Source organism: Pseudomonas sp. PGPR40, from assembly GCF_022014505.1.
Lineage (GTDB): Bacteria > Pseudomonadota > Gammaproteobacteria > Pseudomonadales > Pseudomonadaceae > Aquipseudomonas.
Window position 1 is genome coordinate 31,377 of sequence record NZ_JAKLSP010000001.1, and the last position, 25,510, is coordinate 56,886.

Annotated in this window: 19 protein-coding genes; 4 read left to right on the forward strand and 15 right to left on the reverse strand. The window is 58.7% G+C overall.

Going from position 1 to position 25,510, the window contains the following annotated elements; genetic code table 11:
- Positions 1–149 precede the first annotated feature (149 nt).
- The 15 genes from MEB48_RS00140 to MEB48_RS00210 all read right to left on the reverse strand — a co-directional run bounded on the left by MEB48_RS00140 (position 150) and on the right by MEB48_RS00210 (position 18,548).
- Complete coding sequence (locus MEB48_RS00140; protein ID WP_237880742.1) at positions 150–1,637, reverse strand: family 16 glycosylhydrolase; 1,488 nt, start codon at positions 1,635–1,637, stop codon at positions 150–152.
- Positions 1,634–2,698, reverse strand: a complete 1,065-nt coding sequence (gene galE, locus MEB48_RS00145; RefSeq protein WP_237880745.1) for a UDP-glucose 4-epimerase GalE — start codon at positions 2,696–2,698, stop codon at positions 1,634–1,636. Before galE ends, MEB48_RS00140 begins: the two co-directional genes overlap by 4 nt.
- A 492-nt stretch (positions 2,699–3,190) precedes the next feature.
- Positions 3,191–3,496, reverse strand: coding sequence for a hypothetical protein (locus MEB48_RS00150; protein WP_237880748.1), 306 nt, complete (start codon positions 3,494–3,496; stop codon positions 3,191–3,193).
- A 561-nt stretch (positions 3,497–4,057) separates the two neighbouring features.
- Positions 4,058–5,476 carry an oligosaccharide flippase family protein gene (locus tag MEB48_RS00155; protein WP_237880749.1) on the reverse strand — a complete coding sequence of 473 codons (1,419 nt, stop codon included), beginning with the start codon at positions 5,474–5,476 and terminating at the stop codon, positions 4,058–4,060.
- 13 nt (positions 5,477–5,489) lie between these two features.
- A complete protein-coding gene (locus tag MEB48_RS00160; RefSeq protein WP_237880751.1) occupies positions 5,490–6,443 on the reverse strand; it encodes a glycosyltransferase family 2 protein in 954 nt (317 codons plus the stop codon).
- Between the two features lie 17 nt (positions 6,444–6,460).
- A complete protein-coding gene (locus tag MEB48_RS00165) occupies positions 6,461–7,774 on the reverse strand; it encodes an O-antigen ligase family protein (RefSeq protein ID WP_237880753.1) in 1,314 nt (437 codons plus the stop codon).
- Positions 7,771–8,880 carry a glycosyltransferase gene (locus tag MEB48_RS00170; protein ID WP_237880755.1) on the reverse strand — a complete coding sequence of 370 codons (1,110 nt, stop codon included), beginning with the start codon at positions 8,878–8,880 and terminating at the stop codon, positions 7,771–7,773. Before MEB48_RS00170 ends, MEB48_RS00165 begins: the two co-directional genes overlap by 4 nt.
- Complete coding sequence (locus MEB48_RS00175) at positions 8,877–9,956, reverse strand: glycosyltransferase (RefSeq protein WP_237880757.1); 1,080 nt, start codon at positions 9,954–9,956, stop codon at positions 8,877–8,879. Before MEB48_RS00175 ends, MEB48_RS00170 begins: the two co-directional genes overlap by 4 nt.
- 2 nt (positions 9,957–9,958) lie before the next feature.
- Positions 9,959–10,702 carry a WecB/TagA/CpsF family glycosyltransferase gene (locus tag MEB48_RS00180; protein WP_237880758.1) on the reverse strand — a complete coding sequence of 248 codons (744 nt, stop codon included), beginning with the start codon at positions 10,700–10,702 and terminating at the stop codon, positions 9,959–9,961.
- Positions 10,703–10,728: 26 nt separating this feature from the next.
- Complete coding sequence (locus MEB48_RS00185) at positions 10,729–12,120, reverse strand: undecaprenyl-phosphate glucose phosphotransferase (protein WP_237880760.1); 1,392 nt, start codon at positions 12,118–12,120, stop codon at positions 10,729–10,731.
- A gap of 140 nt (positions 12,121–12,260) precedes the next feature.
- Positions 12,261–14,516: a GumC family protein gene (locus MEB48_RS00190; RefSeq protein WP_237880762.1), complete on the reverse strand. Its 2,256-nt coding sequence runs from the start codon at positions 14,514–14,516 to the stop codon at positions 12,261–12,263.
- Positions 14,517–14,518: 2 nt separating this feature from the next.
- A complete protein-coding gene (locus MEB48_RS00195) occupies positions 14,519–15,052 on the reverse strand; it encodes a polysaccharide biosynthesis/export family protein (RefSeq protein WP_237880764.1) in 534 nt (177 codons plus the stop codon).
- An 11-nt stretch (positions 15,053–15,063) separates the two neighbouring features.
- Positions 15,064–16,221: an outer membrane beta-barrel protein gene (locus MEB48_RS00200; protein ID WP_237880766.1), complete on the reverse strand. Its 1,158-nt coding sequence runs from the start codon at positions 16,219–16,221 to the stop codon at positions 15,064–15,066.
- Between the two features lie 237 nt (positions 16,222–16,458).
- Positions 16,459–16,980 (reverse strand): transcription/translation regulatory transformer protein RfaH, encoded by a 522-nt coding sequence (gene rfaH, locus MEB48_RS00205; protein WP_237880768.1) that lies wholly within the window; start codon positions 16,978–16,980, stop codon positions 16,459–16,461.
- A gap of 602 nt (positions 16,981–17,582) precedes the next feature.
- A complete protein-coding gene (locus tag MEB48_RS00210; RefSeq protein WP_237880770.1) occupies positions 17,583–18,548 on the reverse strand; it encodes a helix-turn-helix domain-containing protein in 966 nt (321 codons plus the stop codon).
- A 158-nt stretch (positions 18,549–18,706) separates the two neighbouring features.
- On the opposite strand from MEB48_RS00210, the gene MEB48_RS00215 reads away from it, so the two are divergent.
- The 4 genes from MEB48_RS00215 to MEB48_RS00230 are packed head-to-tail and all read left to right on the forward strand — an operon-like array spanning position 18,707 to position 25,506.
- Entirely contained in the window at positions 18,707–20,698 is a 1,992-nt protein-coding gene (locus tag MEB48_RS00215; RefSeq protein ID WP_237880772.1) for a TonB-dependent receptor, read from the forward strand.
- A 26-nt stretch (positions 20,699–20,724) separates the two neighbouring features.
- Complete coding sequence (locus tag MEB48_RS00220; protein WP_237880774.1) at positions 20,725–21,765, forward strand: acetylserotonin O-methyltransferase; 1,041 nt, start codon at positions 20,725–20,727, stop codon at positions 21,763–21,765.
- A complete protein-coding gene (locus MEB48_RS00225) occupies positions 21,762–23,066 on the forward strand; it encodes an MFS transporter (protein ID WP_237880776.1) in 1,305 nt (434 codons plus the stop codon). Before MEB48_RS00220 ends, MEB48_RS00225 begins: the two co-directional genes overlap by 4 nt.
- Positions 23,067–23,091: 25 nt before the next feature.
- Complete coding sequence (locus MEB48_RS00230; protein ID WP_237880778.1) at positions 23,092–25,506, forward strand: decarboxylase; 2,415 nt, start codon at positions 23,092–23,094, stop codon at positions 25,504–25,506.
- Positions 25,507–25,510 lie beyond the last annotated feature (4 nt).

A 25,510-nucleotide genomic window follows, 5' to 3' on the forward strand; every position in this document is an offset into this window, starting at 1 on the left:
GGAGCGGGCTTGCTCGCGAAAGCGGTATATCAGGCGATATCAATGTTGACTGTGCCGCCGTCTTCGCGAGCAAGCCCGCTCCCACATGGATAGCGCAAGCTCCTGTGAAAACGGTTGGGGCCGTTCAAGAAAAACCGATCGAATTCCAGCTATCTACCGCGACGCCACACCTTGAGGTAGTCCACGCTGAAGGTGGAGGGCAGGTCGGCGTCGTCGACAACGCCGAACCACTTCCACATGGCCTCGCTGTCAAAGACGATCTCCATCGGGAAAAACCAGTGGGTGTTCTTTGCCTCGCGTACCAGGACGCCGTCTACGTACCAGCGCAACGTGTCGGGCTGCCAGTCAAAACCGTAGACATGAAAATCGCTGGCCAGCCGCCAAGGGCTGATCCAGTTGCTGCCATCGCTCAAATGCTCGGTGCTGTGCGGCGTGGCCCAAACGTGGGCGTTCATGTTGTACATGCGGTCGAAGAAGGCGTTTTTGGTTTTGCCACCGATTTCGAAGATGTCGATTTCCGTGGCGTTATCGGCAAGCCCCGTCCACGCTAACCAGAAGGCGCTGGAACCTGCCGAGTCCATCGGCTTGGCGCGAGCTTCGTAGTAGCCGTAAAAACTGCGCTCGATCGTACGGACCATCGCAGAGCTATAGCCTTCATAGCCGAGTCGTACGTATTTTTGCGGCAAGGTGTCCTTGCGGAAAACGATGTTCAGATGGCCATCGCTCACGTAGGCATTGTCCGGCTTGAACAGCGCCGGCTTACGTCCGAGCGATTCAGTGCCCTTGGCATTGTTGACGTGCCAGCGACTGGCATCAAGGGTCGCGCCATCGAAGTCGTCGCAGAATCGTGGGTCGAGCGTCCACTGGCCGACATTGCCTTGATCGGACAGCGGCAGTTGGGCGTTGATCTGTTTCGGTGTTGTGCCCAGCGGGCCGACACGGGTCCAGGAATTGGCAGCCTTGGGCATGGCGACAGACCACTTGTTCGCCAGGTACTGAAATACGCGCTGCCGTTCTTCGAGCGAGGCCAGGCGGCGGTCGTACACCAGCACTTCGGCGATGTCGCCGCGCAGGTCTTCGGTGCTGCCCACCACGTTGCGCCCCACCGCATAGGGGCCGATGGGCACGTCGTTGAGTTCCAGAAAAAACAGGGTCGGATCGTAGGCGGTGGTCTGTTGCACGCTGATCGCGAAATTCGGTGCCACGTTGTCGTTATCGGCGATTTGCGGGCGCGAGCTGAACAGCCGCTGCCAGGTCTCTGCGCTGCTTTGTTCGCTCAGTCTGCGTGACACCACCAATACGGTAACGGGGCCTTTTTCAGCGCGAATCGTCTTGCCGAGGAATGCCGAAGCACCACTGAAACGCACCACTGCATGGCCATTCAAGGCGTTTTCCACGCGCAACGGCAGCGCGGTGCTTGCCGCATCGTCTATGGAAGCGTCGTTGGACTTGCCGGACTTGTCGTGCCAGCGCACGAGACGGCTATGGTCATCGAGGGTCATTTTCGAGGCGTCGGCAGCGTCAAGCCATAGCACCAGACCGTTGGCGAGCGGCTGGGGGGACGCGCCAGACGCGGCTGTTGCAACCACTGCCAGGACGATCAGCAGGGCATATCTGGAGATGGGCCTTTTGCTCATACCCGTTGCTTTAACGCAATCGATGCCGGTAAATCGGACCGGGAATGGTACCCATGCGGATTACACAGCTGCCATCGCCAGGTGTCGATGATCATCTGCACCAGGTCGCGCTGTGCGTACCAGCCCAGATCACGCCCGGCCTTGGTGGGGTTGGCCCAGCATTCAGCGATATCACCGGCGCGGCGCGGCGCGAATCGGAAGGGGATGCTGATGCCGGTGACGTCCTCGAAGGCACGGATGATTTGCAGCACGCTGTAGCCAACGCCGGTACCCAGGTTCCAGGCATGGATGCCGTTTCTGCTCTGCAATATTTGCAGTGCTTTGAGATGGCCTTCGGCAAGATCGACCACATGCACGTAATCGCGCACGCACGTTCCGTCGACGGTGGGATAGTCGCTGCCGAACACCGTGAGTTCGGGGACTCGTCCCATCGCGACCTGGGTCAGGCAAGGCAGCAGGTTGTTGGGCCGGCCATTGGGGTTTTCCCCGATTTGCCCGCTCTCGTGTGCGCCGATCGGGTTGAAGTAACGCAACAGGGCGATGTTCCAGCGCGGATCCGACAGGCACAGGTCGGTGAGCAATTCTTCGGTCATGAGCTTGGTGCGACCGTATGGACTTATCGGTTTACCGGTGCCCAGGTCTTCAATGATCGGTATTTGTCGGGGGGTGCCATACACAGTGGCTGATGAGCTGAACACCAGTTTGAAGATTTCGTGTCGGGCCATCGCATGGCAGAGATTGAGCGTGCCGACCACATTGTTGGCGTAATAGGCCAGCGGCTTTCGACTGCTTTCCTCGACAGATTTGAGGCCGGCAAAATGCACCACGGCATCGATGTCGTAGCGGCTGAAAATATCGTCGAGCAGTTTTGTATTGCGTATATCGCCTTCAATGAAGTCGACCCGTGTATGGGTCAACTGCTCCAGCCGTGTGAGCGATTCGCGGCAGCTGTTACATAGATTGTCGAGTACCAGTACCTGCTGGCCGGTATTGATCAGGGCCAAGGTGGTATGTGAACCGATGTATCCGGTCCCACCGGTAATCATTGTGGTTTTTCCCATGATAGAGCGCTCCGGTCGCAAGAAGACTGGACAAGATGGGGAGTACGGTCCGTGCGGGGTGTGGTCTCTGCGGGTTGCGGGAGAGGGTGTACATATCCGATTCTGCGGTTGTGCAGGCTGGCGGTGATTGCCCTTTGTAGGAGCGAGCGGTGCGGCGATCCGACTTGCCCGCGAAGGCGGCCTGATAGCCGACCGGGATTTTTGAAGGTGTACATATCCGTTTTTGCGGTCACGGCGGCTGGCGGTTTCGCCCTTACGGCGAGTCACTTTCGAAAAGCGCGAAAGTAACCAAAGCGCTTCTGCCCCTGTCGTTCGGTGCCTCGCTTAGGCTCGGCATGCCCTCGCTCCGGTCCTGCTCCGTGGGCCCGCCGCGATCGGCCATCCCTGGCCGTGCGCGGCTAACCCGGCATCCATGCCGGGTTGCCCACTGCACAGAACCTCCACTCGGCCTCTCGAGGGTGCGGTGCATCAAGATCAAAAGCTGCAGGCGAGCTAACGCTCGGCCTGTTGAGTGGTGAAAGGCAGAGCGGATGTGGGCTGATTTTTTTGGCTGGCTTGTCGGGTCGCCGTATCGCGATGGCGGCTTGTCAACCGACCCATCTTCACCGGCTGTACCCGGTCAACTGTGGGAGCGGGCTTGCTCGCGAAGCTGTAGATCTTGCCGTTGCCGTTGCCGTTGCCGTTGCCGTTGCTTTGGCTTTTGATCCTGATCTGCTTGCCCCTTTTCCCAGAGGCCGAACGCAGGCGTTGCGCAGGGGGCACCGCGGCAAGGATGCCGCGGTAGCCGCCCCCGGCCATGGATGGCCGATGGCGGCGGGCCCCCGGAGCAATGCCGGAGTGAGGGCATGCCGAGCCTAGGCGAGGCACCGAATGGTGGGGCAAGAGCCCTTGGTTACTTGGGGCTTTTCCAAGTGACTCGCTGTAAAAGCGAAACCGCCAGCGGCCGTTACCACAGAAACGGATATGTACACTATCAAAAGGGGCAACAACCGCCAGCCGGCATAACCGCATAACGGATATGTACACCATCCAAAAAATCCCGGTCGTCTATCAGACCGTCTTCGCGGGCAAGCCTCGCTCCTACAAGGGCAATAACCGCCAGCGGCCGTTACCGCAGAAACGGATATGTACACCATCCAAAATCCCGGTCGGCTATCAGACCGCCATCGCAGGCAAGCCAGCTCCCACAATTTGATCGGTGTACATTCGCAAGAAACAGGTTGGCTATCAGGCCGCCTTCGCGGGCAAGTCGGATCGCCGCACCGCTCGCTCCTACAAAGGGCAACAACCGCCAGCCGGCACAACCGCAGACATGGACATGTACACCAACACCAAACCTCGATGCCTCGCCCAGCGCATTCAACGAGCAGTGAACACCGATTTGAATTCTTGCGGCCATCGTGGATGCAACGCGCTATAAGCCAGTGCATAAGTGAGCGTGCCGATTCCGATGTTGGCGGCCAGATGCCAATAGCCCCGAAAATCCAGGTACGGAGAAACAAGCACCACGGCGGCGGCCATGATGAGCGAGGCGATCATGCTGCGATAATTGGATTCGATGAATGCTCGCCAGCCATAACCTATTGCCGTGTTCAGCCCGCGGATCTGCAGGGGCGTGATGATCACAATCCGCGCCAGCAAGGCCAGCGCCGCAGCCATGCCTGCATAGAGGTGACCCAGGCTGTAAACCAACGCCAGCGCCAGCACGGTGGTTGCCACTTCAGCCTTGACGGTCAGGTGGGTTCGATTGACCGCCACCAGGGCTGTCATGGCATACATGGCCGTGTTGCCGATGGCCGCCGTGCAGGCAAGTACTTGTAGCAAGGGAATCGCGTCTGCCCATTTGGCGCCGAATATCAACAGGATGATGTCCTCGGCCGTTAACGCAATACCGACGAACAGTGGCGTGAGCAGGAACCCGCTGATGGCCGTCGAGTCACTGATGACCTCGATCAACCGCGCACTATCGCTTCCGCGTCGGGCGAACACCGGCAGTGCATAACTCAAGAGGCCGTTATAGATCGCCGAGCGAGGCAGATCGATGATGCGCATGGCCATATTGAACATGCCGACGGCATGGGTGCCGGCGGTGATGCCGAGTACCACATTGACGCCGCGTTGCAGGGTTTGCCAACTCATCACGTTGATGGCAACCGGTGCTCCGGCCGTCAACAATTCGCGCAGAAAGGGCCCGTCAATGTAGAAGGCAATCCGCCGGCGGTTTCCGAGCATCAATACGACGATGGAAACGAACTCCATGATCAGCGCTTGAGCGATCACGGCCCAGGCGCCAAATCCCCAGAACGCAATGGCGATTCCCCCCACACCCCCGGCCACTTTGCCCAATAGCGTGCGCGAGGCCAGCATTTTGAAGTTGCCGGCGCGGCGCATTTCCACGACATAGACCCGCGCCATCATGGTGAAGAGAATTTTCACCGAGGCGACCGCTGTCATCCATTGCAGCACCAGGGATTTGGTATACAGCATGGCCGCGAACGATATGAGGACGATGGAGGCCAGACTGATCAGCACCGCGAACCAGAAGGCCGTACAAATATGTTTTTCTTCCAGACGCTCCAACCGTACCAGCGGATCTTCGAGCATTGACGAGTAGAGGATGGCGAACATCTCGACGATCACGATGATCACCGTCCCCACACCCAGCTCTGCCGGCGACATCAGCCTGGCATATACGACAAAGGTAATCATCGACAGGAAAATCAGGCCGAATTTCTCGGTGAAAATCCAGATCAATTTAACCAGACGATGATTGGCCATGGCGGATACCGGCTCAATGAGCGGTGGTTGACGCAGTTGCCTTGCGTAATGATCGGACGCACGCGTAGAGGAAGCGCAATGTCGGTTTGCCGTTCCTGAAGATCAGCGTTTGCCAGGAATATTCCAGCATTCGCCGGTACACCCCGATCACCTGGGCATGCTCGCCTCTGCGGGAAAACAGTTCGAGAAAGTCGCTATGGGCGCCTAGCGCGAAATCGATCCGTTGCTGCTTGCTGAGCTGCGCGCCGAACTGGGCGAGGAACGCTTCGATGAACCTGATCTTGTATGGGTAGTACCTTGTCGGTTGCGCGGTCATGTTGGCGCTGTTGACCATGCGCTGCTGCAGCGCCTCTGGCACCGTGTGGATCTCCCAGTGTTCGGCGATCCGGGTCCACATGAAGCGGTCTTCGGAGTAACGCAGGCTGGCATTGAAGCCGCCGAGTTGCATGATCACGTCGCGTCTGACCATCACGGAGGACACGCCATTGACGACGTTGGCGCGGATGAGATCATCGAAATGCCTACCATTTTTTTGCCGGTCTTCCAGTATCCGCCTGCCGTCGCTGTAATCGTTATGCACGTAGCAATCTACCAGCCCCACCGGCCGTCCCTGACGACTCAGTTCGTCAAACAGTGCCACTTGTTGCTCCAGCTTTCGCGGATAGAATCTGTCATCGGCATCGAGAAACGCCACAAAAGTCTCTTCAGAGTGCTGCAGTCCGTGGTTGCGGGCGCTGGCCTGGCCTTCGTTGGCTTGGTGCAACAGCGTCAGGCGAAACGGCGCCACGAAGTCCTTGACCCGTTGGGGGCCATCGTCGGTGGAACCATCGTCGATGACGATGACGTGATCGGGCAGCTGCGTTTGCCCGGCCACGGACGCCAGTGTTTGCTCAATGCTGTCGGCGCCGTTGTACATCGCGATTATGACGCACACTGAATGGGGTGAAGGGAGGGCTTGGTCTGGCACGGTTATTTCTCCTCTTGTTACGCCTTGGCCGAGTCGCGTGGTAATACCTTGCCAGGCGGACGTTGACGCAGGGTTGCCGGTGACAACTGGGGGTATGTCACCTGGTGATGCCGGAATGAGAGGGCCAGAATGCAGAACACCAGAAACTCTGCGGAGCGGTAGTTGGGAACGACGTACGCCACATAATTGGTGAGTAAGAACGATCCGATGATGAGCATTGCGCTGGCGTGAAAGGGTGCCGACTGATCTGCCATCACGGCCCGGTAGTGTTTGATCAGCGCTTCGATCAGCATGAGGATAAGCGCTGTCAGCTGAATGACGCCGCCATTAAGCAAGGTTTCCATGTAGCCGCTGTGGGCATTGCCGATGTACCCCCAGCGGTTGATGAATGTCTCGGCGCCCGGGCTGGACCAGAAGGCGCCGAAGCCGTAACCCTTGAGGAATTCGGCATCGATCAGCGGAGCGAGCAGGCCCCAGATCAGCGTGCGATCGGTGAGTGAATCGTCACGACCGATCAGCTCCAGCAGCAGCGTGTAATTGCCATAGAGAAAAAGGCAGATCAGCAAGTAGATAAATGTCGTGCCGAGAAATGCTGATGGCGTGCGATTGATGTTCAAGCGGATCAATGTGAGGAAATACCAATAGCTCACCGTGCCGGCAACAATCAGCGCCAAGGCCGTGGCAGATTGGGCCAGCGCAATCGCGATCAGCGAAAATATCGAGTAGAGGATGGCCCAGGGATTGCGCTGGCGAGTCATCGGCAGCAGTAACAGAATCGCGATCGCGTTGATCCGGGCGCCGGCATTTTTATCCGGAAAAATCCCCATGAAAGCACCATCGCGAATACCGCCGTCAATGAAGGCGATGTCAGGCCTGAGAAGTCCCAGTATCAACCCGAACAACGCAGCGGCACCGATGATGCAGCCAAGCATGAAGGCGATTTTCTCGAGGCTGTAGTTGTAGGCGATGAAGCCGGCAAAGAACAGCACGCCGAGCATCGCCACAAAACGTTTGAAACTCAACATCGGGTCGTGGGACCAACTGATCGAAACGGCTACACCGAGCATGAACAGCAGCAGGAAGGCATTGTTCCGGTAAAAACTCTTGCTGAGGAAAACCTTGTTGCGGATGAAGAAGAACAGTGGAACCAGCAGGGTGATCAGGCCGCAGATCTGGTTGACCACGTTGCCTTCGAGGTCTTTTTCGGCTGCGCCCAGATTTGACACATCAGCCAACCCGAAAAAAAATCCGATGACCTGGATATAGAACAGCAAGCCGAATAACGTGAAGGCGTCACGCAACGTGGTGTACCTGACTTCCAGTTTGTTCATGACGACTGTCCTGCCAAGGCATCGAGATAGGTTTTTGCAGCGCGGGCACTGATGAAACGTGCCGCGGCATCGATGCGCGTCTGGCGATTTGCTTCGCGCGGTAACACCAGTTGACGGGTGATCGCCCGGGCCAGTGCGTCGGGGTCGTCGACAGGCACCAGCGGGGCGATTGCGCCATTGTCGAGAATTTCTTGCGGGCCATAGGGGCAGTGGGTCGATACCACCGGGGTGCCCGTGGACAAGGCTTCGACCAGCGCGTTGGGACTGCCCTCGAAGCGCGACGACAGTACAAAACAATCGGCCGCTGCCACTTGCGCCATTGGATCGCGGGTATAGCCCGGCAGATCGAATCGGTCGGCGACACCGAAGGTACCGGCCAAATGGAGCAACCGGGTTCTGAGTGGCCCTTCGCCGAAAATGATTAATCGGGTATTGGTATCGGGTAATCGGGCGAAGGCATCGAGTAATACATCAAAGCCTTTCTGCTGTGCCAGGCGACCCACGGCGACAATCACCGGGGTGGACTTTTCCAGCAGCCAGCGATGGCTCGGGCGTGCCGGCGCCTTGTCGCGAAAATCGTTGTCGAGCACCGGGTTGTCGGCGATGGTGACATCCTGTGCACGGGTGATGGTGGTGTCGACCAGATCCTGGGCGACGCCGCGCGAGACGCAGATCACCGGATTGGGAATGAGCCGGTACAGCAGCGGTGCCAACAGATACGCGGTGCGCACCGTCAACGTGGGGTTGACGTGTCTGTCATGGGAAAACGCATTGCGCTCACTGACATGCAGGCGCGCCAGCGTGCCTGACAGCGCGGCCGCGGCGATGGCCACCACGTTGACATGGGTGAGAGCGGCCAGTTGTGCATCAAAGTGATTGTGGCGAAGAAAGCGTGCCAGCGCCGGCACTGCCCTAGAGCTGCGCGGGCTGTGCAATTCCACCTGTTTGACCCGAGGGTCGATGTGCGTCGAGTTCACACCTGCGCCGCTAAGCATCAACAAGGTCACGTCGTTGCCGGCATCCGTCAGCGCACTGGCGAGGCGCACCATCATTTTTTCAGCGCCACCCCCGCCCAGGTCCTGCAGAATAATCAGCAGCCTTTTCATTGATTCCATACCTGGTAGTACGCCTGCGCGGCGGATTGACTGGTGAATTGACGCACGGCGTCAGCGGCAATCTGGCCGCTTGGCGCAGCCGGGTCTTGCGCGGTCACGCTGCGTAACATCCCTTCGGCCAGCGCCGCTACATCATTGACCTTGACCAGATCGCCGAGGCGGCCGTTATCAAGCAGTTCCCTGGGGCCGGTTTCGCAATCGCAGGCCAGTACGGGGGTGCCCAGCGCCAAAGCCTCGACCAGCACCGTCGGCAAACCCTCATGAAACGAACTCAGGATCAGCAGCCGTGCATGTCGGATCAATGGGTAGGGATTGCTCAGAAAACCGGTGAAATGCACACGGTCCTCGATGCCCAGACGGCTGGCCTGTGCGGTCAGCGCGGCGAGTTGCGGGCCATCGCCGGTGATCACCAGCTCTGGCAGCGCTGCGCTGCGCAAGGCCATGGCGTAGGCGTCGAGCAACACGTGGAAACCTTTCGGTTCTACCAGCCGACCCACCGCTAACCAGAACTCGGCCGGTAAACCGGTGTGCATGGGCGTCTGTGCGGCACTGAGCAGTTGTTCGGTGACCACTGCAGTGGGGCAATAACGGATGCGCTCGCGACCCCAGGGCACCAGTTCCGAAAGGGACTGGCGCAGGCTTTTGGATACCGTCACTACGCGGCCGTTGCCACAGAGGTACAATGCATAAAGCAGGCGCAGGGTAGCGGGGCGGATGCACTGTTCGCTGCAATCGAGTGCCGCGTGACGGGTATAGATGACCTTGCAGGGATTACCCAAGGTAGCAAACCAGGTACAGAGGTTGGCTTGTTCCTTGGCGGCGATCAGGTGCGTCACCCGCTCACGCCGAATAATCCGGCGCAGCAACACAATTGACCTGAGCAGACCGACAACTCCATTGCCGCCGCCATTGAGCGTGGCAGCCCCTTCATCGTCCGGCGTGTCGCCGTTCATGACGAAATAGCTGACCCGCTGACCATCCTTGAGAAACTGTCCGGCCAGGCGTTGCTGGACACGCTCGAGGCCACCATCGGGCTTGAAATCCTTGAGGATGAACAGGATGTGCATGGTTATGGCTCAGTGATCAATGTGCATTGATCGAGGCGCTCAGGATAAGTGACATTGATGGTCACTTTTCGCCGGATGATCATCAGCAAAAGTTGAACAAAATTGGTCGGGTAATCGATGAGGTAGCGTTTGATGGTGTGCGGTTCGCGGTACATCCGATAGAACGCGCGCAGGTGCAGGCGGTTGACCAGTTCAGGGTAATAATGATGAGTGGCCGTGGCCTCTTGGCGAATGAAACCGCCACAGGTGAATGCCACACCGGTGAAGCCGGCACGCAGGGCATCCTCCTCGAACTGCTCCTGCAGCCCGGCGCCCAGGCCTACGATCAGGATGTTCGCTTCGCTGCGGCAAATGTCTGCTTGAATGCACGCAGCCTGCGCTGCATCGAAATAGCCATTGTGATGACCGGCAATAATCAGCGCCGGGTAGCGAGCCTTGATCTTATCGATGAACAGGTCCAGTTCGGCTTGCCGGGCACCGACAAAATAGAGACGCTTGCCTTGTTTCTCGGCGCAACTGAACACAGCGTCGGCGATCGACGTGAAGTCGAAGCTGACCCGGCCGATCGTGCGGCCGGTGATGCGCGACATGAACGTCGACATCAGCATGCCGTCGCAAAAATAGGCGATGGAAGTCGGGCGTCGGTTGAACAGACTGCCGACGGATGCAAAATTGATGAAAGAAAAGGCCTTGTTGGCGTCCAGTAAATTCGGTGCATAGTGCCCGACTAACTCCAGGTCGATCATTGCCTGACTCCCCGGGTCAACTGACCCTAATAGGTGTCTTTGGAGAACAGCGTGAAAGGGGTCTTGAGCAGAATCTTGATGTCGAGCCACAGCGACCATTGATTGATGTAGTTGAGGTCCTGGGCGACGCGCTGCTGCATTTTTTCCAGCGTCTGGGTTTCACCTCGATGCCCGGTGATCTGGGCCAACCCGGTGATTCCGGGCTTGAGGCGATGACGGGCCATATAGGCGCGAACCTTGCCGGTGTAGTAAATGTTGTGCGTGACCGCATGGGGGCGCGGGCCGACCAGGGCCATTTCGCCGAAGAGCACATTGAACAGTTGCGGGAGCTCATCGATGGAACTACGCCGCAAAAAACGCCCAAGCGGAGTAATGCGCTCATCTTCGCGAGTGGCCTGGCGGACTTCGCTGTCGTCGTGCACACGCATCGAGCGGAATTTCCAGACCTTGATCACTTCAGCGTTACAGCCGTAGCGATTTTGTTTGAACAACACCGGGCCGGGCGAGGAAAGCTTGATGGCTGCCGCCACGATCAACAGCAAAGGGCTGAGCACAATAATGGCCACGGCGGCCAGGCTGCGTTCGAACAGCTCTTTGCAGAGCAGGCTACCGGGGTGCGAACTGATCAGGCTTTCATTGAGGTAGATGGCCGGCATGCGCTCTATCTCCGAGATCGACTGATTGAGCAATACCATGCTGCCGAAATCAGGGATCCAGACCACGTCGACGTTCATGTCCAGAAGATCGATGTACAACGCTTCAATAATGGCGGCTTGTGCCATGGGCAGAACGATGTAGACGCGGCGTATGTGCAGACGGGTGATGATTTCGCGAACCTCGTCGATGTTTCCCAGCAGCGGCAGAATGCTCGGTGCCGGGCCGGTATGGTCGGGGGTTGTGATAAAGCCCAATAACGGTACGCGGTTAGGTCGGGTCAATTTTCTCGCCAGCTTTTGTGCTGTCGGACACGTCCCGATGATCACCGCACGACGTTCGTTGCAGAGTTTGTGCGAATGCAGTCGGGCCACGTAATGCAAGGGCAAAAAGCTCATCGCCTGGATCAGATAACCCAATACGGCCCAGACGATGATCACTTGGCGCGAGAAAATCGCGCTGGTCTGGGTGACGAACGCAATACTGATCAGAACGGCCAGCAAGATCATCCAGGCGGCCAGCAGCCGCGCCAGCCCTGACAGCCATTCATGACGCTTGTGGTAAACCTGCATCACGCTGTAAATCGGCACCGAACCGAGAACAGTGAGAATCATCAGGACACGGTACTCACTGGTCAGGCTGCCGACTCGCTGGTACACAAGCATCACCAGCAGCAGGTTGACCAGGCTGAGTGCGCACAGCCATTGGCCCCAGAAGGTCAGGCCACGACGGTGCTTCATTTGAGCGGTATAGAGCGAAGTCATCGGCTCAACCTCCGGGCATGGGTTGGACATCGGCGCCGGATTTTGCGCGCCCTCGTTCCCGCACGCTGGTATAGCTCGACTGGGTGAGGCAGCTTTGGAGAATAGTGAAAGGAGGCTACTGCACCGAGAGGCGCAAGGTTCTACCTGGACATGTAGTCGTAGTTCTGGAACGTATCGGAATGGCTGTAGCCCTGCTTACGCGCCTTGCTCAGATCAACCTGATTGAGCACCACACCAAACACCGGTGCGTGGCTCTGCTGCAATACCGCAAGGCATTTCTGCACTTGGCTGACGGGTGTGCTTTCGGCCTTGATCACGTAGATCACCGCATCCGAATGCTTGGCCAGCAACAGGGCATCGCTGACCATCTGTGCCGGCGGGGAGTCGATGATGATGCGTTGGTACCGTGATTTCAGCGCCTCGAGCATGGGCGCCAGGCGTGACGAACTGAGCAGGTCCAGCGGTGGCGGCGACAGCTTCCCGGCCGGCAACATGTCGAGATTACCGACACTGCGGATACAGCTCTCGAGCCGTGCAGTGCCCGCGAGGACATTGGCCAGGCCTGGGCTATCTGCCGGGAAGTCGAAGTTGAGCGAAAGACTGGGCCTGCGCATGTCGGCGTCGATCAAAAGCACACGCTCCAGCTTGGCGAGTGAGTAAGCCAGGTTGTTGGCGATGGTGCTTTTACCCTCTTCAGCCATGGTCGAGGCAACGAGTACTACCTGAGATGGCATGTCGCCGCCGTGCAACATCAGCCACGTGCGCAGGTTGCGAATGGTCTCGCAAAAACGCGGATTGTCGTTGTCATCGAACAGTCGCGCGAGTTGCCGACGGCTTCTCTTGGTAACCAGCGGCACCACGCTGAGCAAGGGTACATCCAGCGTGCTTTCGATCGCTTCGTCGGTCTTGAAGGTTTTGTTCAGGGTCTCGGACAGCAATGCCAGCGCGACACCGATCAGTGCCGCCACGACGGCAACAATCAACACAATCAGTGTTTTACGAGGCTTGCTCGGTTCCTGAGGAACAATCGCAGGGTCGATGACGCGCGCCTTGGTAGCGTCCATGTCGGCCGTGGCCGTGGTTTCTTTCAAACGGGTGATGAAGGTCTCATACAGCGCGCGGCTGCTGTCGACTTCACGCTGGAACTCACGCAGCTGGAACTCCTTGCGCGAAATGTCCTGTATCTGTGCCTTGTTGCTGTTGAATGATTGACGCAGTGAGTTTTCACTGGTTCGGGCCAGTTGGTAATCCTGTTCAATGCTGGCCACCACCTGTCGAACCTGCAGGCGCAAGCTGTCGGTGGCCGTGCGCAACTCGGCGCGCGCGGCGGCGAGAGTCGGGTGTTTTGGACCATAGCGCCCGGACAGTTCTTCGACCTTGGCTTGAGCCTTGGCCTGCTGTGCCTGGAATTTTTGCACCAGAGGATTGCTCAAGACGGCCGGCACACTGGACAGTTTACTCAGGTTGCCGTTGCTCAAGGTCTGCACCTGGCGGAACCGGCTCTCGGCTTCTGCCAGGTTACGACGGGCATCGATCATGCGGTTGCCGGTCATTTCCAGCTCATTGGCGCTGATGGTGGCGACACCGCCAACACCGCCGACGTCAACCAGGCCTTGTGCTTCCCGATAGGCTTGAAGTTTGTTTTCGGCGGTGCGCAGGTTATTACGCAACTCGATCAGGCGTGAATTCATCCAGGTGGAATTGGACTGTGAGGACCTCAGGTTGTTGTCGAACTGGCTATCAATGAAGCCCTGGGCAATGGCATTGGCGGTAGCGGCCGCCAAACCAGGGTCGGGCAATTGCACTTCTATCTTGATCAGTTGGCTCTTGCCGACGAATTTGACATGGGTATGCCGCATCAGATCCTGCGTGACTTGATTGAAGATATCGGCTTCGGAGGGCATTACCTGTACGGGTATAAAACGGCCCAGTACTGGCAGCCATTGGTCCAGTTCAAGCGCAGCCAACCATCGCCGTGGGGCAAACCATGATTTCGGTTGCTGGCGTGGATCAGTGACCGGATGAGTGGTCAGGCTCAGCTTTTTAACTGCTCGTTCAGCCAGGTCCCGCGATTGCAAGAGTGCCAGTTGCGTATGCAAATAGTCGACGGTACCGGAGCTTGAATCCGTGACTTGCTGAAAGGTCAGCAGCGGGGGCGTTTTTTCTTTGATCAGCAGCGTGGTGCTGCCGATGTACTGCGGGGGAATGAACGACAGCGTGGCCAGCGCCAGCGCACAGCCAAGCACGACTAACCAAGCGATTTTCCAATGGGCGCGCCAGATCACCCTCCAGTATTTGAGCAGGTCAATGGTGTCCTTTTCCTCGCTGTACTGCTGATACTGCGGCACATGCGGCTGGAGCGGACGCTCGACATAGAGGCTAGGGCTGTTGTCCATGATCAGAAAAAGCCTTGTGCAATGGAGATGGTGTCACCGGGGGCGATGGCGGTGCTGCGCGTGACTTTGTCAGTCAGTGATGGGGAGCCATCGCCGCGCACGATAGTTACCCGTTTGATCGAGGCGCGCTCGGTCAGGCCACCGCCCAGGGCGATGGCTTTCTCCAGTGTCAGCCCGGGCTCGAACGGATAGCTGCCGGGTTTTTTGACCTCTCCATTGATGTAGAACGAGCGATAGACGATCAGGTTGAGGCTAACTTTGGGGTCGACCAGATAACCTTGCTTGAGCCCGTCGACGATGACTTTTTCCACCTGTTTGGGCGTGAGTCCCTTGGCGGCGATTTCACCCAGAAATGGATAGGAAAACATTCCGGCATCGTTGAGGCGGATTTTCTCGAAGCTCAGATCCCGTTCACCGAATACCGTGATGCGTAACACATCGCCGGCGGCCAGTTTGTACTGGGCGCCGGGGTCTGCTGCAAAAGCCACGGGCAACAGCCACGGCACGAACAACAAGCCAAGCATTCGCGAGTTCATGGGAAAACCTCCTAGAGACTTACGTTGAAGCTGAGCAAGAAAATGTTGCGTTCAAAACTCTGATTGTCGGCATCGGAGTCATCGTTGCGGTAGCGATAGCCCAGCTCGATATCCAGCCAGCGGCGCATTTCGTATTCCACGGCGAGGTTGTAGTCACGAAGGTCATCAGTGCGTTCCTGCCCTTCGTATTCGTAGCGGGACAGCCCGACTTCGGCCACCGTGGTGATGCGTTCGGTCCAGCCATGACGCCAGCCAACCAGGGCCGAAGTGGTCTTGACGGCATCAGCCCCATCGTCGCCTTCGGCCATGGCCTGGCGGGCAATAAACGAAAAAGTCGAGTAGGTGCGTGGTTTCCATCGCAGGTCTACCTGCCAGGTCGGATTGCTGAGGTCATCGACGCTGCTGTCATCGAAGTTCTTGCGCTCGTAACCCACGCGGACTTTGCCGGAGGTGCGTGCGGTGAAGTCCCATTCGGCACCGGCGAGGACTGCATCGGAGGTGCTGTTGAGACGCCTGTTGGACAGGTAATCAAAGTCGGTATGGTCGTATTCCAGCAATCCACGTGTATTGCTGCCGATGCGGTGATACCAGGTGGTGGTCAGGCCGGTGGTATTGCGCTCTTTGTCGTCGTTGATGCCTCCCGAATTGTCGTAGCGAAGTTGCGCATAACTGGCGCCCAGATCGATCTGATTGGCAGCGCTTCTGGCGCCATAGGTATAGAGGCCATTGACGCGGTTACTGCGAATCTTGTCATTGATGCCATCGACGGCGGTCGACGTCGTGCGTTCATATTTACGTGCTTCCGCGTCAAGTTTCAGGCGATGGCGATCGGTGAACTCCATAATGCTGTTGAGTCGCACGCGTTGTGCCGTATTCGAGGCATCCGATTCGTCATGATAAATGTACTGTGTAGGCTGCCAGATAAGTCGGGTGGCACTGTTGCGGTCTTCAGCCTTCAGCTCGAAAGAGGGCGCAATTTTAGTCACCATGGAAGATTGGCGTCCCCGCTCCAGTTCGCGGAAATTGTCATCATAACTTTCTGAAAATAACAGTGTGGGCGTGAAGTCGAATCCATAAATATCAATGGACTGGGGGTCGAGACACCAAGCCGTTCCGGGATATAAATAAATCATGAGCAGTGCGAAAGGGCCGCGGGTCTTGAGGGTCATGTCATTGCTCCTGGGGATGAATCCAATGACTATAGACCGGAAAAAACAGGGGTGAATGTGAACGGCGAACGGCCAGGTGAAATCAATAATGGCTTCATGAGACAGGCTTATAAGTCAGGTTGATTAACTTGGTTCAAGAACGGCGAATTAAATAATCGTAATGGCGGGCTTTGTGGGTAAAAGTTTATTAATTAAATAATTGCCGAATGCGCTGCTATAGAGAGTGTGTCAGCAGATTTAAACTTGAGGCCGTAATCGTTCAATGTGTGTCAGCGGGACACGAACTTGTTGTTCTCTATTCAGGAAGTGAAGCAGAATCATGACTCGTTCGTCTCCTAACATGGTCAGGAAAATACCTTCGAGTGTCGACAGCGGCCCTCGGGTTATTTGCAGTGCTTCTCCGGGCTTGAACGGTTGGGATTCCTGCATTTCTGGTGGTTTAAAGCATCGATTACGCAGGTGCTCGATGACGTCATCAGGGACCACTGCCGGGCCATGATTGAAATCGACGACTCGGCTGACACCCCGGGTTGAGCGCAAAGGTGCCCACCTGTCGTCACGGCTTAGCTGAATGAAAAGATACCCGGGGAAGAGGGGTTCAAGGGCGTTTTGGGGTTTGCCATGAATCAGGCGCTGGCTAATGATTTGTGGGCAAAAAATGATGTAGTTTTGTCGCAATAAATTGATTTGTGCCCGTTCGTCCTGACGTGGCTTGCACTGCAAAAGATACCAGTTAGAGCTTTGGGTGCTTGTTAACATACTGGCAAGCTCCGTAGCATGGGTTTTAAGCACGCCTGTTCGCGCATCGGGACACCGTTACGATTCTGGCGCTCTTTGAGAACGAGGAATCGCGAAGGTGTTAAGTTGTTGTAACGGGTGTATCAATAATGAAACATCTCAGCAGCTAACGATAAGAATAAGTCGGGTCAGTAATCGGGCGCGCACAATTCATTTGTGCTGTGCTGCAACAAGGCTTCTTGATGAAAAAGTGTAAACATCACTTAACGCTATAAGGGTGATGGTCTTGCGTTGACCAAAGCTACCGCAGGGGGCCGAACTTTCTGCCCTTTGAAAAACAAGCATTTTTTGATCATGATCAGGCTGAGGGGTGGCGTATATGCACTAACGGACTTTCGTCTTTGTTATACGTCAACCTTGTTAGGTATCGACCACTCCCGGCAGCCTGTCAAATGTCACTAGTCAAAAATCTAGCCTTTTGTCCAATAATCTATCGAGGCGCTTCAACCGATTGTTTTAAAACAGTTTTTGATCGGAGTTGAAGCGCGGTTCGATAAGGGCGCTGGAAAGAGAGCCCTGCGCAGCGAGAAACTTCAGGGCTGCTCGAGCGCGCCGTTGATTGCTCAGCGCCGCTTGCCAAATACCGTTTTGGGTGGCTTGCCGAAAAACCGGGTAAAGGCCGCGCTGAAATTGTTGGGGAACTTGTAACCTACCTGATACGCCGCCTGGGCCACCTGACAACCGCTCTCGAGCAGGGTGTATGCCTTGCGCATGCGAATCTCGTGAAGCATGCGGTGCGGGGTGGAGTTGAAGCGGTAATGCAGGCCTTCCTTGAGTTTGAACTCATTGAGCCCGACCGCAGCGCACAGGTAGGGAATGGTCAACGGCTGGTCCATCTGCTCGATCATGATGTCCCGGGCACGGTCGAGTTTCTCGATGTCGACCGCGCTGAACTGCAGGCATTCGGCGCTGGCCGCAGGGCTCAGCAGTTTCAGCTGTTCGGAGAGCAGGCTAAGGGTGTGAATGTGCATGTCCAGGGTGCCAGTCACCCCTTGGTTGAGGTAGCGGGTCAGGGCGCAGGCATGGCTGGCGCTGGCCGCCGAGGTTTTCTGGAATGCCAGTTGGCGGACGTTGCCATTGCCCAGCAACTGACGGGTGCGCTGCTCGCCGATGTACTTTCTGAGCATGCTTTCGCCAATCAGCAACCGCAGTTGGGACACTGTTGCCCCGGCTTCGTAACAGCGCTCGCCGAGGCTCAGCTGGAACGAGGTGATGGTGGTGTAACCAGCGCGAAACGACACCGCCGAACCGTCGGCGCCCTTGTACCCGGAGTCGCCCTGCATGCCGAAGGTAATCACCAGCATATGGCGATTGTGCGGGCTGACGGTTTCCTCGATCAGGTTACGCGTGGGGTGGTAGCGCGAGCGCACCACCATCAAGTCGTCATCCAGGCACAAACGCTCTGAATAGCACTCGCCCAACTCTTCCGGCAATTGCTGGCGCATCCAGCCGCCGGTGTCGTTGCTGACCTGCAGCGAGTTCGTTGACGCGACTCGATACGACTGGGAAATCCTCTGTAAGACCGCCACTTTTACTGTCCTCCTTGATTGGGCTACGGCTTGAATATGGATTGATCCAGAATCCATATAAACTTACATGATAAGCATTCGCATTAATGAATAGCATGTTTCCAAGTCAACTGCCATCTCCAGATGGGCAGTGCGCTGATTCATTGATGGGGAAAGCAATGAGCAAGCATGTGTTGGACGTCAGCGGTTATACGCTGTTTGTCGGCTGCTGGGTGGGTGGTGTGACGACTGCGATCGCGCAGACGGAACTGCCGTCGGTGATCGTCACGGCGAACAAGTTCGAGCAGGAACAGGAGAAGGTCCCGGCCAGCCTGTCGGTGCTCAACGGTGAAGACCTGCGCAAGGGCGCCATCGATGATCTGGAGCGCCTGGCCCGGATTACCCCCGGGTTCACCTTTCAGCCTTTCGGACAATCGGGTACTAACCTGCCGGTGGTGCGCGGCCTGACTTCCAGCCCCACGGCGTTTTCATCTTCGATGCTGATGCTGGTGGACGGCGTGCCGACTCTGATGGGGCAGGGCTTTGACCACAACCTGCTGGGGGTGGAACGCATCGAGATCCTGCGGGGGCCACAGTCGACCCTTTACGGCCGTAATGCTGAAGCCGGGGTCCTGAACATCTATACCCGCCAACCCGGGGCCGAGCCTTATGCGCGTTTTGAAGCCGGTGGAGGCAGTCGCGACCAGCGCACCCTGAGCGCCGATGCCAGTACCGCCCTGGTGGCGGACACTCTCTATGCCGGGGTGTCCGGGCAATGGCTGGAGCAGGACGGCTTTATCGACAACGTCTGGCGTGGCGGCCAGGCCGATGACCGCGAACGGCACAGCGCGCGGACAGTTCTGCGCTGGACCCCGGGTTTGGCCACTGACGTCAATCTGCGCTACAGCCGCCAGGATTATCGTGATGGCGGTTCGCAATGGGGCGCGGTGAATGCCTCACGGCGCGAGGTGAGTTCCGGTACTTCAAGCTGGAATCACTCCAGCAGTCGCAGCGTGTCCCTGGATGTGCAGCATGAACTTGATTCCGGCCTGAAGCTGCGCTCGATCACCGCACGCAATGACTTCTACGACCGGGTCCGGCAGGACACGGATTTCATGCCGGCGGACCTGTTCCACCTTGGCCGCGACTTCCATATGAACACCTTGTCTCAGGAGTTCCGACTGGAAGGTCAGTGGCGCGACAACCAGTGGCTGCTCGGCGCCTATGCCGATCGCGACGATCACGACCTGTCCTATGAACAGAAACTGCCTCTGCGCCTGACCCGCACTGACGTGAAACTGGGTGGCAATACCACGGCACTGTTCGGCCAATGGGTGATGCCCCTGGCCGATCGCTGGACGCTGACGCTCGGTGCCCGGGCCGAGCAGGACAAGGTGCATATCGACCCGGCGGTCGGTAGCCGCCAGAGCGACAAATGGCAACGCTTCACCCCCAAGGCGGCGCTGCAATACGAATGGCAGCCCGACGCCTTTCTGTATGGCAGTTATGCCGAAGGTTTCCGCGCCGGCGGTTTCAACGCCTTTTCCAGCGCCGCCAATTACCCCGCTTATGACCCGGAAAAAGTCAAAACCTACGAGATCGGAGCCAAAGGCTGGCTCGATGACAAACGCCTGCGTTACTCAGCGGCGCTGTACTGGATGGACGTCCGAGACATGCAGGTGCAGCAGATCATTCAGCCTGGGGTGGTGTACATCACCAACGCCGCCTCGGCGCGCTCTACCGGGCTCGAGCTGGAAGCCGAATACCTGCTCGCAGACAACTGGCGGATGGTCAGTGCCGTGGGCCTGAACCGCACCCGTTTCGAGCGCTTCATGGAAGGCAGCAACGACTATCAGGGCAACCGCAACCCCTTCGCGCCGGACTTCACCGGCCACTTCAGCCTGCGCTATGACGCTCCTGCGGGTTGGTACGCCCAAGGCGGTATCAGTGCCGTCGGCAAGACCTACCTGGATTCGGCCAACCGGTACAGCCGTGGCGGATACGGCCTGATCGACCTGAGCGCCGGTTACGACTTCAGCCACTACGGCATTTGCGCTTACGTGAAAAACGCCGCCGACAAGCGTTACGACGCCGTCGGCTATCTGAATGGCACTGCCCGGGTCTATAGCCCGCCGCGGGAGATTGGCCTGCGGGTCAGCTACGAACTGTGAACGATGAAAACAATGAGTGGCGAACTATGAACGGAATTAACCTGGCATCCCCCCATCCCCTGCAACCTTATTGGGACCTGACGCTCGCGGCGGTACGCGCCGATGCCTTGCGCATCGCCCTGGAGTGGAAGCTGTTCAACCTGCTGCAAGTGCCGACCTCTGCCTTGGCGATTGCCCGGCAATTACAGCTCGACCCAGCCAATACCGGCTACTGGCTGGAGGTGCTTTGGAGCATGGAACTGCTGGAGCGTGACGATCACCAGCCGCCCCATTACCGCAACACCGCAGTGGCCAGCGATTACCTGCGAGCCGACGCCGCGGATTATTGCGGTGACGCCTGGGCCTTTCGCCTGCGCGGCTTGCGGCATTTCGGCAGTCAGCTTGGCGAACAGGTGCGCACCGGTCAGCTCAGCGGCCAGGCGCCGAATCTGGCGACCACCATCGACAACTGGACCATGGCGGCGCGCTTGCAAATTGCCCAGGAGCAACGGGCAGTCACCGTGGAGGTGGCGTTGCGGCTGATGGCTCAGGTGCCGGAGTTCCCTGCCGCGCGGCGCATGCTCGATCTGGGCGGTGGCCCGGGGCTGGTGGCCATTGCTCTTGCCCGGGACAACCCGATGCTCACCGGCGAGGTGTTCGACTTCGCCCAGACCGTGAACGTGGCCGCGGATAACATTCGTCGGGCCGGTCTGGAGCAGCGCCTGGATGTACGCGGTGGTGATCTGGCGAGCGATCCGATCGGTGAAGGCTACGACCTGATCTGGTGTTCCTCGGTGCTGCATTTCGTCCCGGACATGGCCGCGGCCCTGGCCAAGATTCATGCCGCGCTACGCCCGGGCGGCGTGCTGGTCAGCGCCCATGCGGAAATCCCCGCAGACCCGGAGCTCGCTCGGCGGGTCATGCCTTATTACCTGTCGATGCAGATGCTCGGGCGTCAAGTGACCCACGTCGGCGGCATGAGCGAAGCCTTGCAGCAGGCCGGTTTCGTCAATATCGACAGTTACCCCGAAGTGGCTTTCGCCATGACCCCGGTGTCGGTACTGGTGGCGCGTCGGAGTGCTCCATGAATCGCCAGCGCAATGCCGGCGCCTGGCGTCTGCAACTGCTTTTTGGCTGGCTGAGTTTCGTGTTGGCGGTGCCGAGCATTTATCTGCTGCTCGGGTTGCCTCTGGTGATGCGCGAACACGGTTGGTCCGGCACCGACATCGGTCTGTTTCAGTTGGCCGGCTTGCCGGCCGTGTTCAAATTCCTCCTGGCCTTGCCCGTGCAGCGTTATCGCGGTGAACGCGGGCATTACCGAACATGGGCCCTGGGGCTGTGCCTGTTGCTGGCGCTGTTGCTGGTGGTGGTCAGCCAGCAGGCGATCACGGTCAATCGCGTGTACCTGTTCGGCCTGGCGTTCACCGCCGGGGTGCTGACGACCTGGGCGGACATCCCGGTCAATGCCCTGGCAATCAAGTTGCTGCCGCCGTCCGAGCGGATTCGTGCTGGCGGCATTCGCTCGGTGGCGCTGTTTCTCGGCGCCATTGTCGGCGCCGGAGTGATGTTGCTGGTGCATAACCGCTGGGGCTGGCAGGCGCCGTTTCTGCTGATGGCCGCAGGTCTGCTGCTGGCATTGCTGCCCCTGGCTTGGCTGCGCGAAGGCTTTGCCGAGCCTGCAGCACCGGACAAACCCTCGCTGGCCGACTGGTCGGGTTATTTCCGCCAACCCGGTGCGCGTCTGTGGACTTGGGTATTGCTGAGCAGCTTTCCCTTTGTCGGCGCCGCCTGGCTGTACCTCAAACCCTTGCTGCTGGACCAAGGCATGGCCGCCCAACAAGTGGCCTTGATTGCTGGCGTCGGCGGCGGTGTGGTGGGGGCTCTGGCCAGCCTGCTGGGTGGGCGTCTGATTCAGCGTCTAGGGGCGGGGCGGGCGATACCCCTATTTATGTTCTGGGCCTTGTTTGCCCTGCTGGCGTTGACAGCGGCGGTGGGGTTGCGGGCCGGGATGACCTGGCTGGTGGCCGCGGCTTTCTTGTTGGCCACGGCGATGGGCGCGGTGTCGACACTGGTCTTCGCCCTGATGATGTTTTTCTCCCGCGAAGATCGGCAAGCCGCCGACTACGGACTGCAAGCCAGCCTGTTCGTGCTGACACGCATGCTGGTGCCGATTGCCGCCGGGGTGCTCCTCGACCACAGCGGCCATGTGGGCATGCTGGCCGGTCTGTCCCTGGCGATGTTCGTGGTCTGTGCGCTGGCCCTGGCTGCCCGGCGTTCGATCACCGTGGCCACGGCCGGTTTATACAAGAAGGCGCCGACATGGCGGTTGGCGCCCGGTCCGGCTCGAGTTGAGGGCCATGGGCCACAGCAGCGAGCCATTCAATCGTAAGTCTGACTTGAGTAAGGATGAGTCCATGAAGGCAACCTTAGGTATCTGTCTGGTTACCCAGTCCGAGCCTCTGATCGAGGATGTGACCTTTGTCATTGAGCAGTTGCAGGCCGGCTTGCAGCCACCTGCCACTGCCACTGACTGGCCACTGACGATCGGAGGCTGCGAAGAAATGCACCGTGCCCTGGGGCCACGGCCGCGCAGCGAGGCGGTACTGGAAACCCTGATGGTCCAGGCCCGGAATTATCTGCAGGGTAGCCCGGCGAATACCGCTGCGCTGCCCGATCTGTGGTTGATGTCCTTCGATTCGGTCGAGGCGGCGCAATCGCGTTTGCGCCATCTCGACCCGCGTCTGTCGAGCGAGCTGTTCATTTTCGACCTGGGCGAACAGGCAGAGGCTGGCGTTGAAGACCCCTTCGACGAACTGATCGCTGCCGCGCCGAACGCGCGCCTGTCACCCCATTCGGCGTTGTTGTATTGCAGCTTGTCGGCCTTGCCAGGGTGGATGAACCGCATGGGTGGCAATCGTCATCTGCGAGTGAAGGGAGAAGACCGTGGGGCGCGGCGCGCGGATTTGCTGCGGATCGTCCTCGATCACCTGGAACATGCCCACTTCAACCGTCTGCTCGCGCGCTCCATCAGCGGCCCGTTGTTGTCGGTGAGCCTGGCCACCGAAGTGACGCGTTTTATGCGCAGTCGCTGGCAGGAACGCTGGGACTTTCATTCCTATACCGGTTCGATGGTGGCGGGGTTGATCCAGTCCATGCAGCAAAACGTCGCCGGCACCGGCGTGCGCTGTCTCAGCGGTTGCAACGAACACAGCCTGGCGGTCAGCGCCATGGCCGGATGGCAGTTGTTTGAGCGGGCCTATGTGATCACCGTGACCTCGGGCATGATCGATGAATTCCGCGGCACCCTGGCCAACCTCAAACGCCTCGGCGCGCCCGGGCTGATCATCTGCGCCGACAGTCCGGAAAGTGTCTGGTATGCCTTCCAGGGGACGCATGACGGTGACAACGACGGGCGTCGGGTGATCGAGGCCAAAGGGTTGCGCCAGGTGTTCATCCGCAAGGTCGAGGAGATTGGCGCCTGCCTGGAGCAGGCTTTCGCGATGCTCGCCGAACGGTCCGAACCGGTGTTCATCCTGGCCACCCAAGGGGTACTCGAATCCCGGCCTCTGGTGCCGTTGGATGTGCGTTTGCCTGAGCCACCGACGGCCCCGTCAACGCTGCTGAACAGCACGCAGATCGAGGCGCTGGATCAGGCACTGGATCTGATCAACCATCAGCCGCTGCACCTGCTCTGGCAGTGCGGCAAGCTCAGCGAGCGACAGCGGCAGCGAGTCCACGCCCTGGCCGAACGCGGCGCCATCGGTCTGGCCGACAGCATCACCCAGCCCGGCAGTGTCGGTCCTTACCACGAAGGGCGGCCGGTGCCGCACTATCTGGGGCCGTTGTCGTTATATGGCTTCAGCCGCCGGGTCTATCAGTTCGTGCACACCGACCACGAGTTGAACGGGCCGCAGAGCCACTGCGTGTTCTTCCTCAAGGGCAAGGTCGACCAGGCCGCCACGCCGTTTTCCGAAGGCAAGCTCAAGCGCCAGTTGCGGGTGGTGCAGGTCAACCACGAGCCGCGGCATCTTTCGCCCTTTACCGACCTGGCGCTGGATGTGCCGCTGGATGTATTCCTCGATCACATCGAGCGAGGCTTACAGGTCGAGCCGCAGATCCTCGCCTTGCGTCGCGCCAAGCTCAACGCATTGTCCTCCACCAGCGAGAGCGTGGCGGCGGACCACATCGAAACCTTGCCGATGACCTCCAACTATTTCTTTCGCCGCTTGGGCAACCTGGTGCGCGAACTGATCGAGCAGCAGGACTATCGCTATATCGGCGTGTATGACGTCGGCCGCTGCGGCATTTCGGCGGTGCGTAACGTGCCGCGCACCGATCCGGGTTTTTCCGGGTGGTACGGGCGCGCCTTGATGGGTGATGCGCTGATGGCTTTGCCCTATATCGCCGTGACCGGGACTGGCAATGTTCTGGCCTTTATCGGCGACGGCGCCCGGGCGCTGGTGCCGGATATCGAGGCGCGGCTGGTCCAGGGACTGGCCGAGGACCTTGGGGCGGCAAAGCGTAACGTCACCCTGTTTTACCTCACCAATGGCCTGTTATCGCTGATTCAGACCTACCTCGACAAACGCTACGCCCACAATGGCGCACAACAGGTCGCGGTGACCAGTGCGGCGTCGTTGGCGGCACCGCTGGAGCGAGTCGGGCCGATCAGCCTGCACCGCGAACGTCTGGTGAGCTTCGATGAAGCGCACCTGCGCAGCGCTCTGACGCGGCCCGGACAATTGAATATTTTCGACGTGTTGCTGGCCCATAACTCGGAAGGCGATGGCTTGAGCCTGGTCTCCGAAACCGCTTGGAACCGTCAATGAGCCA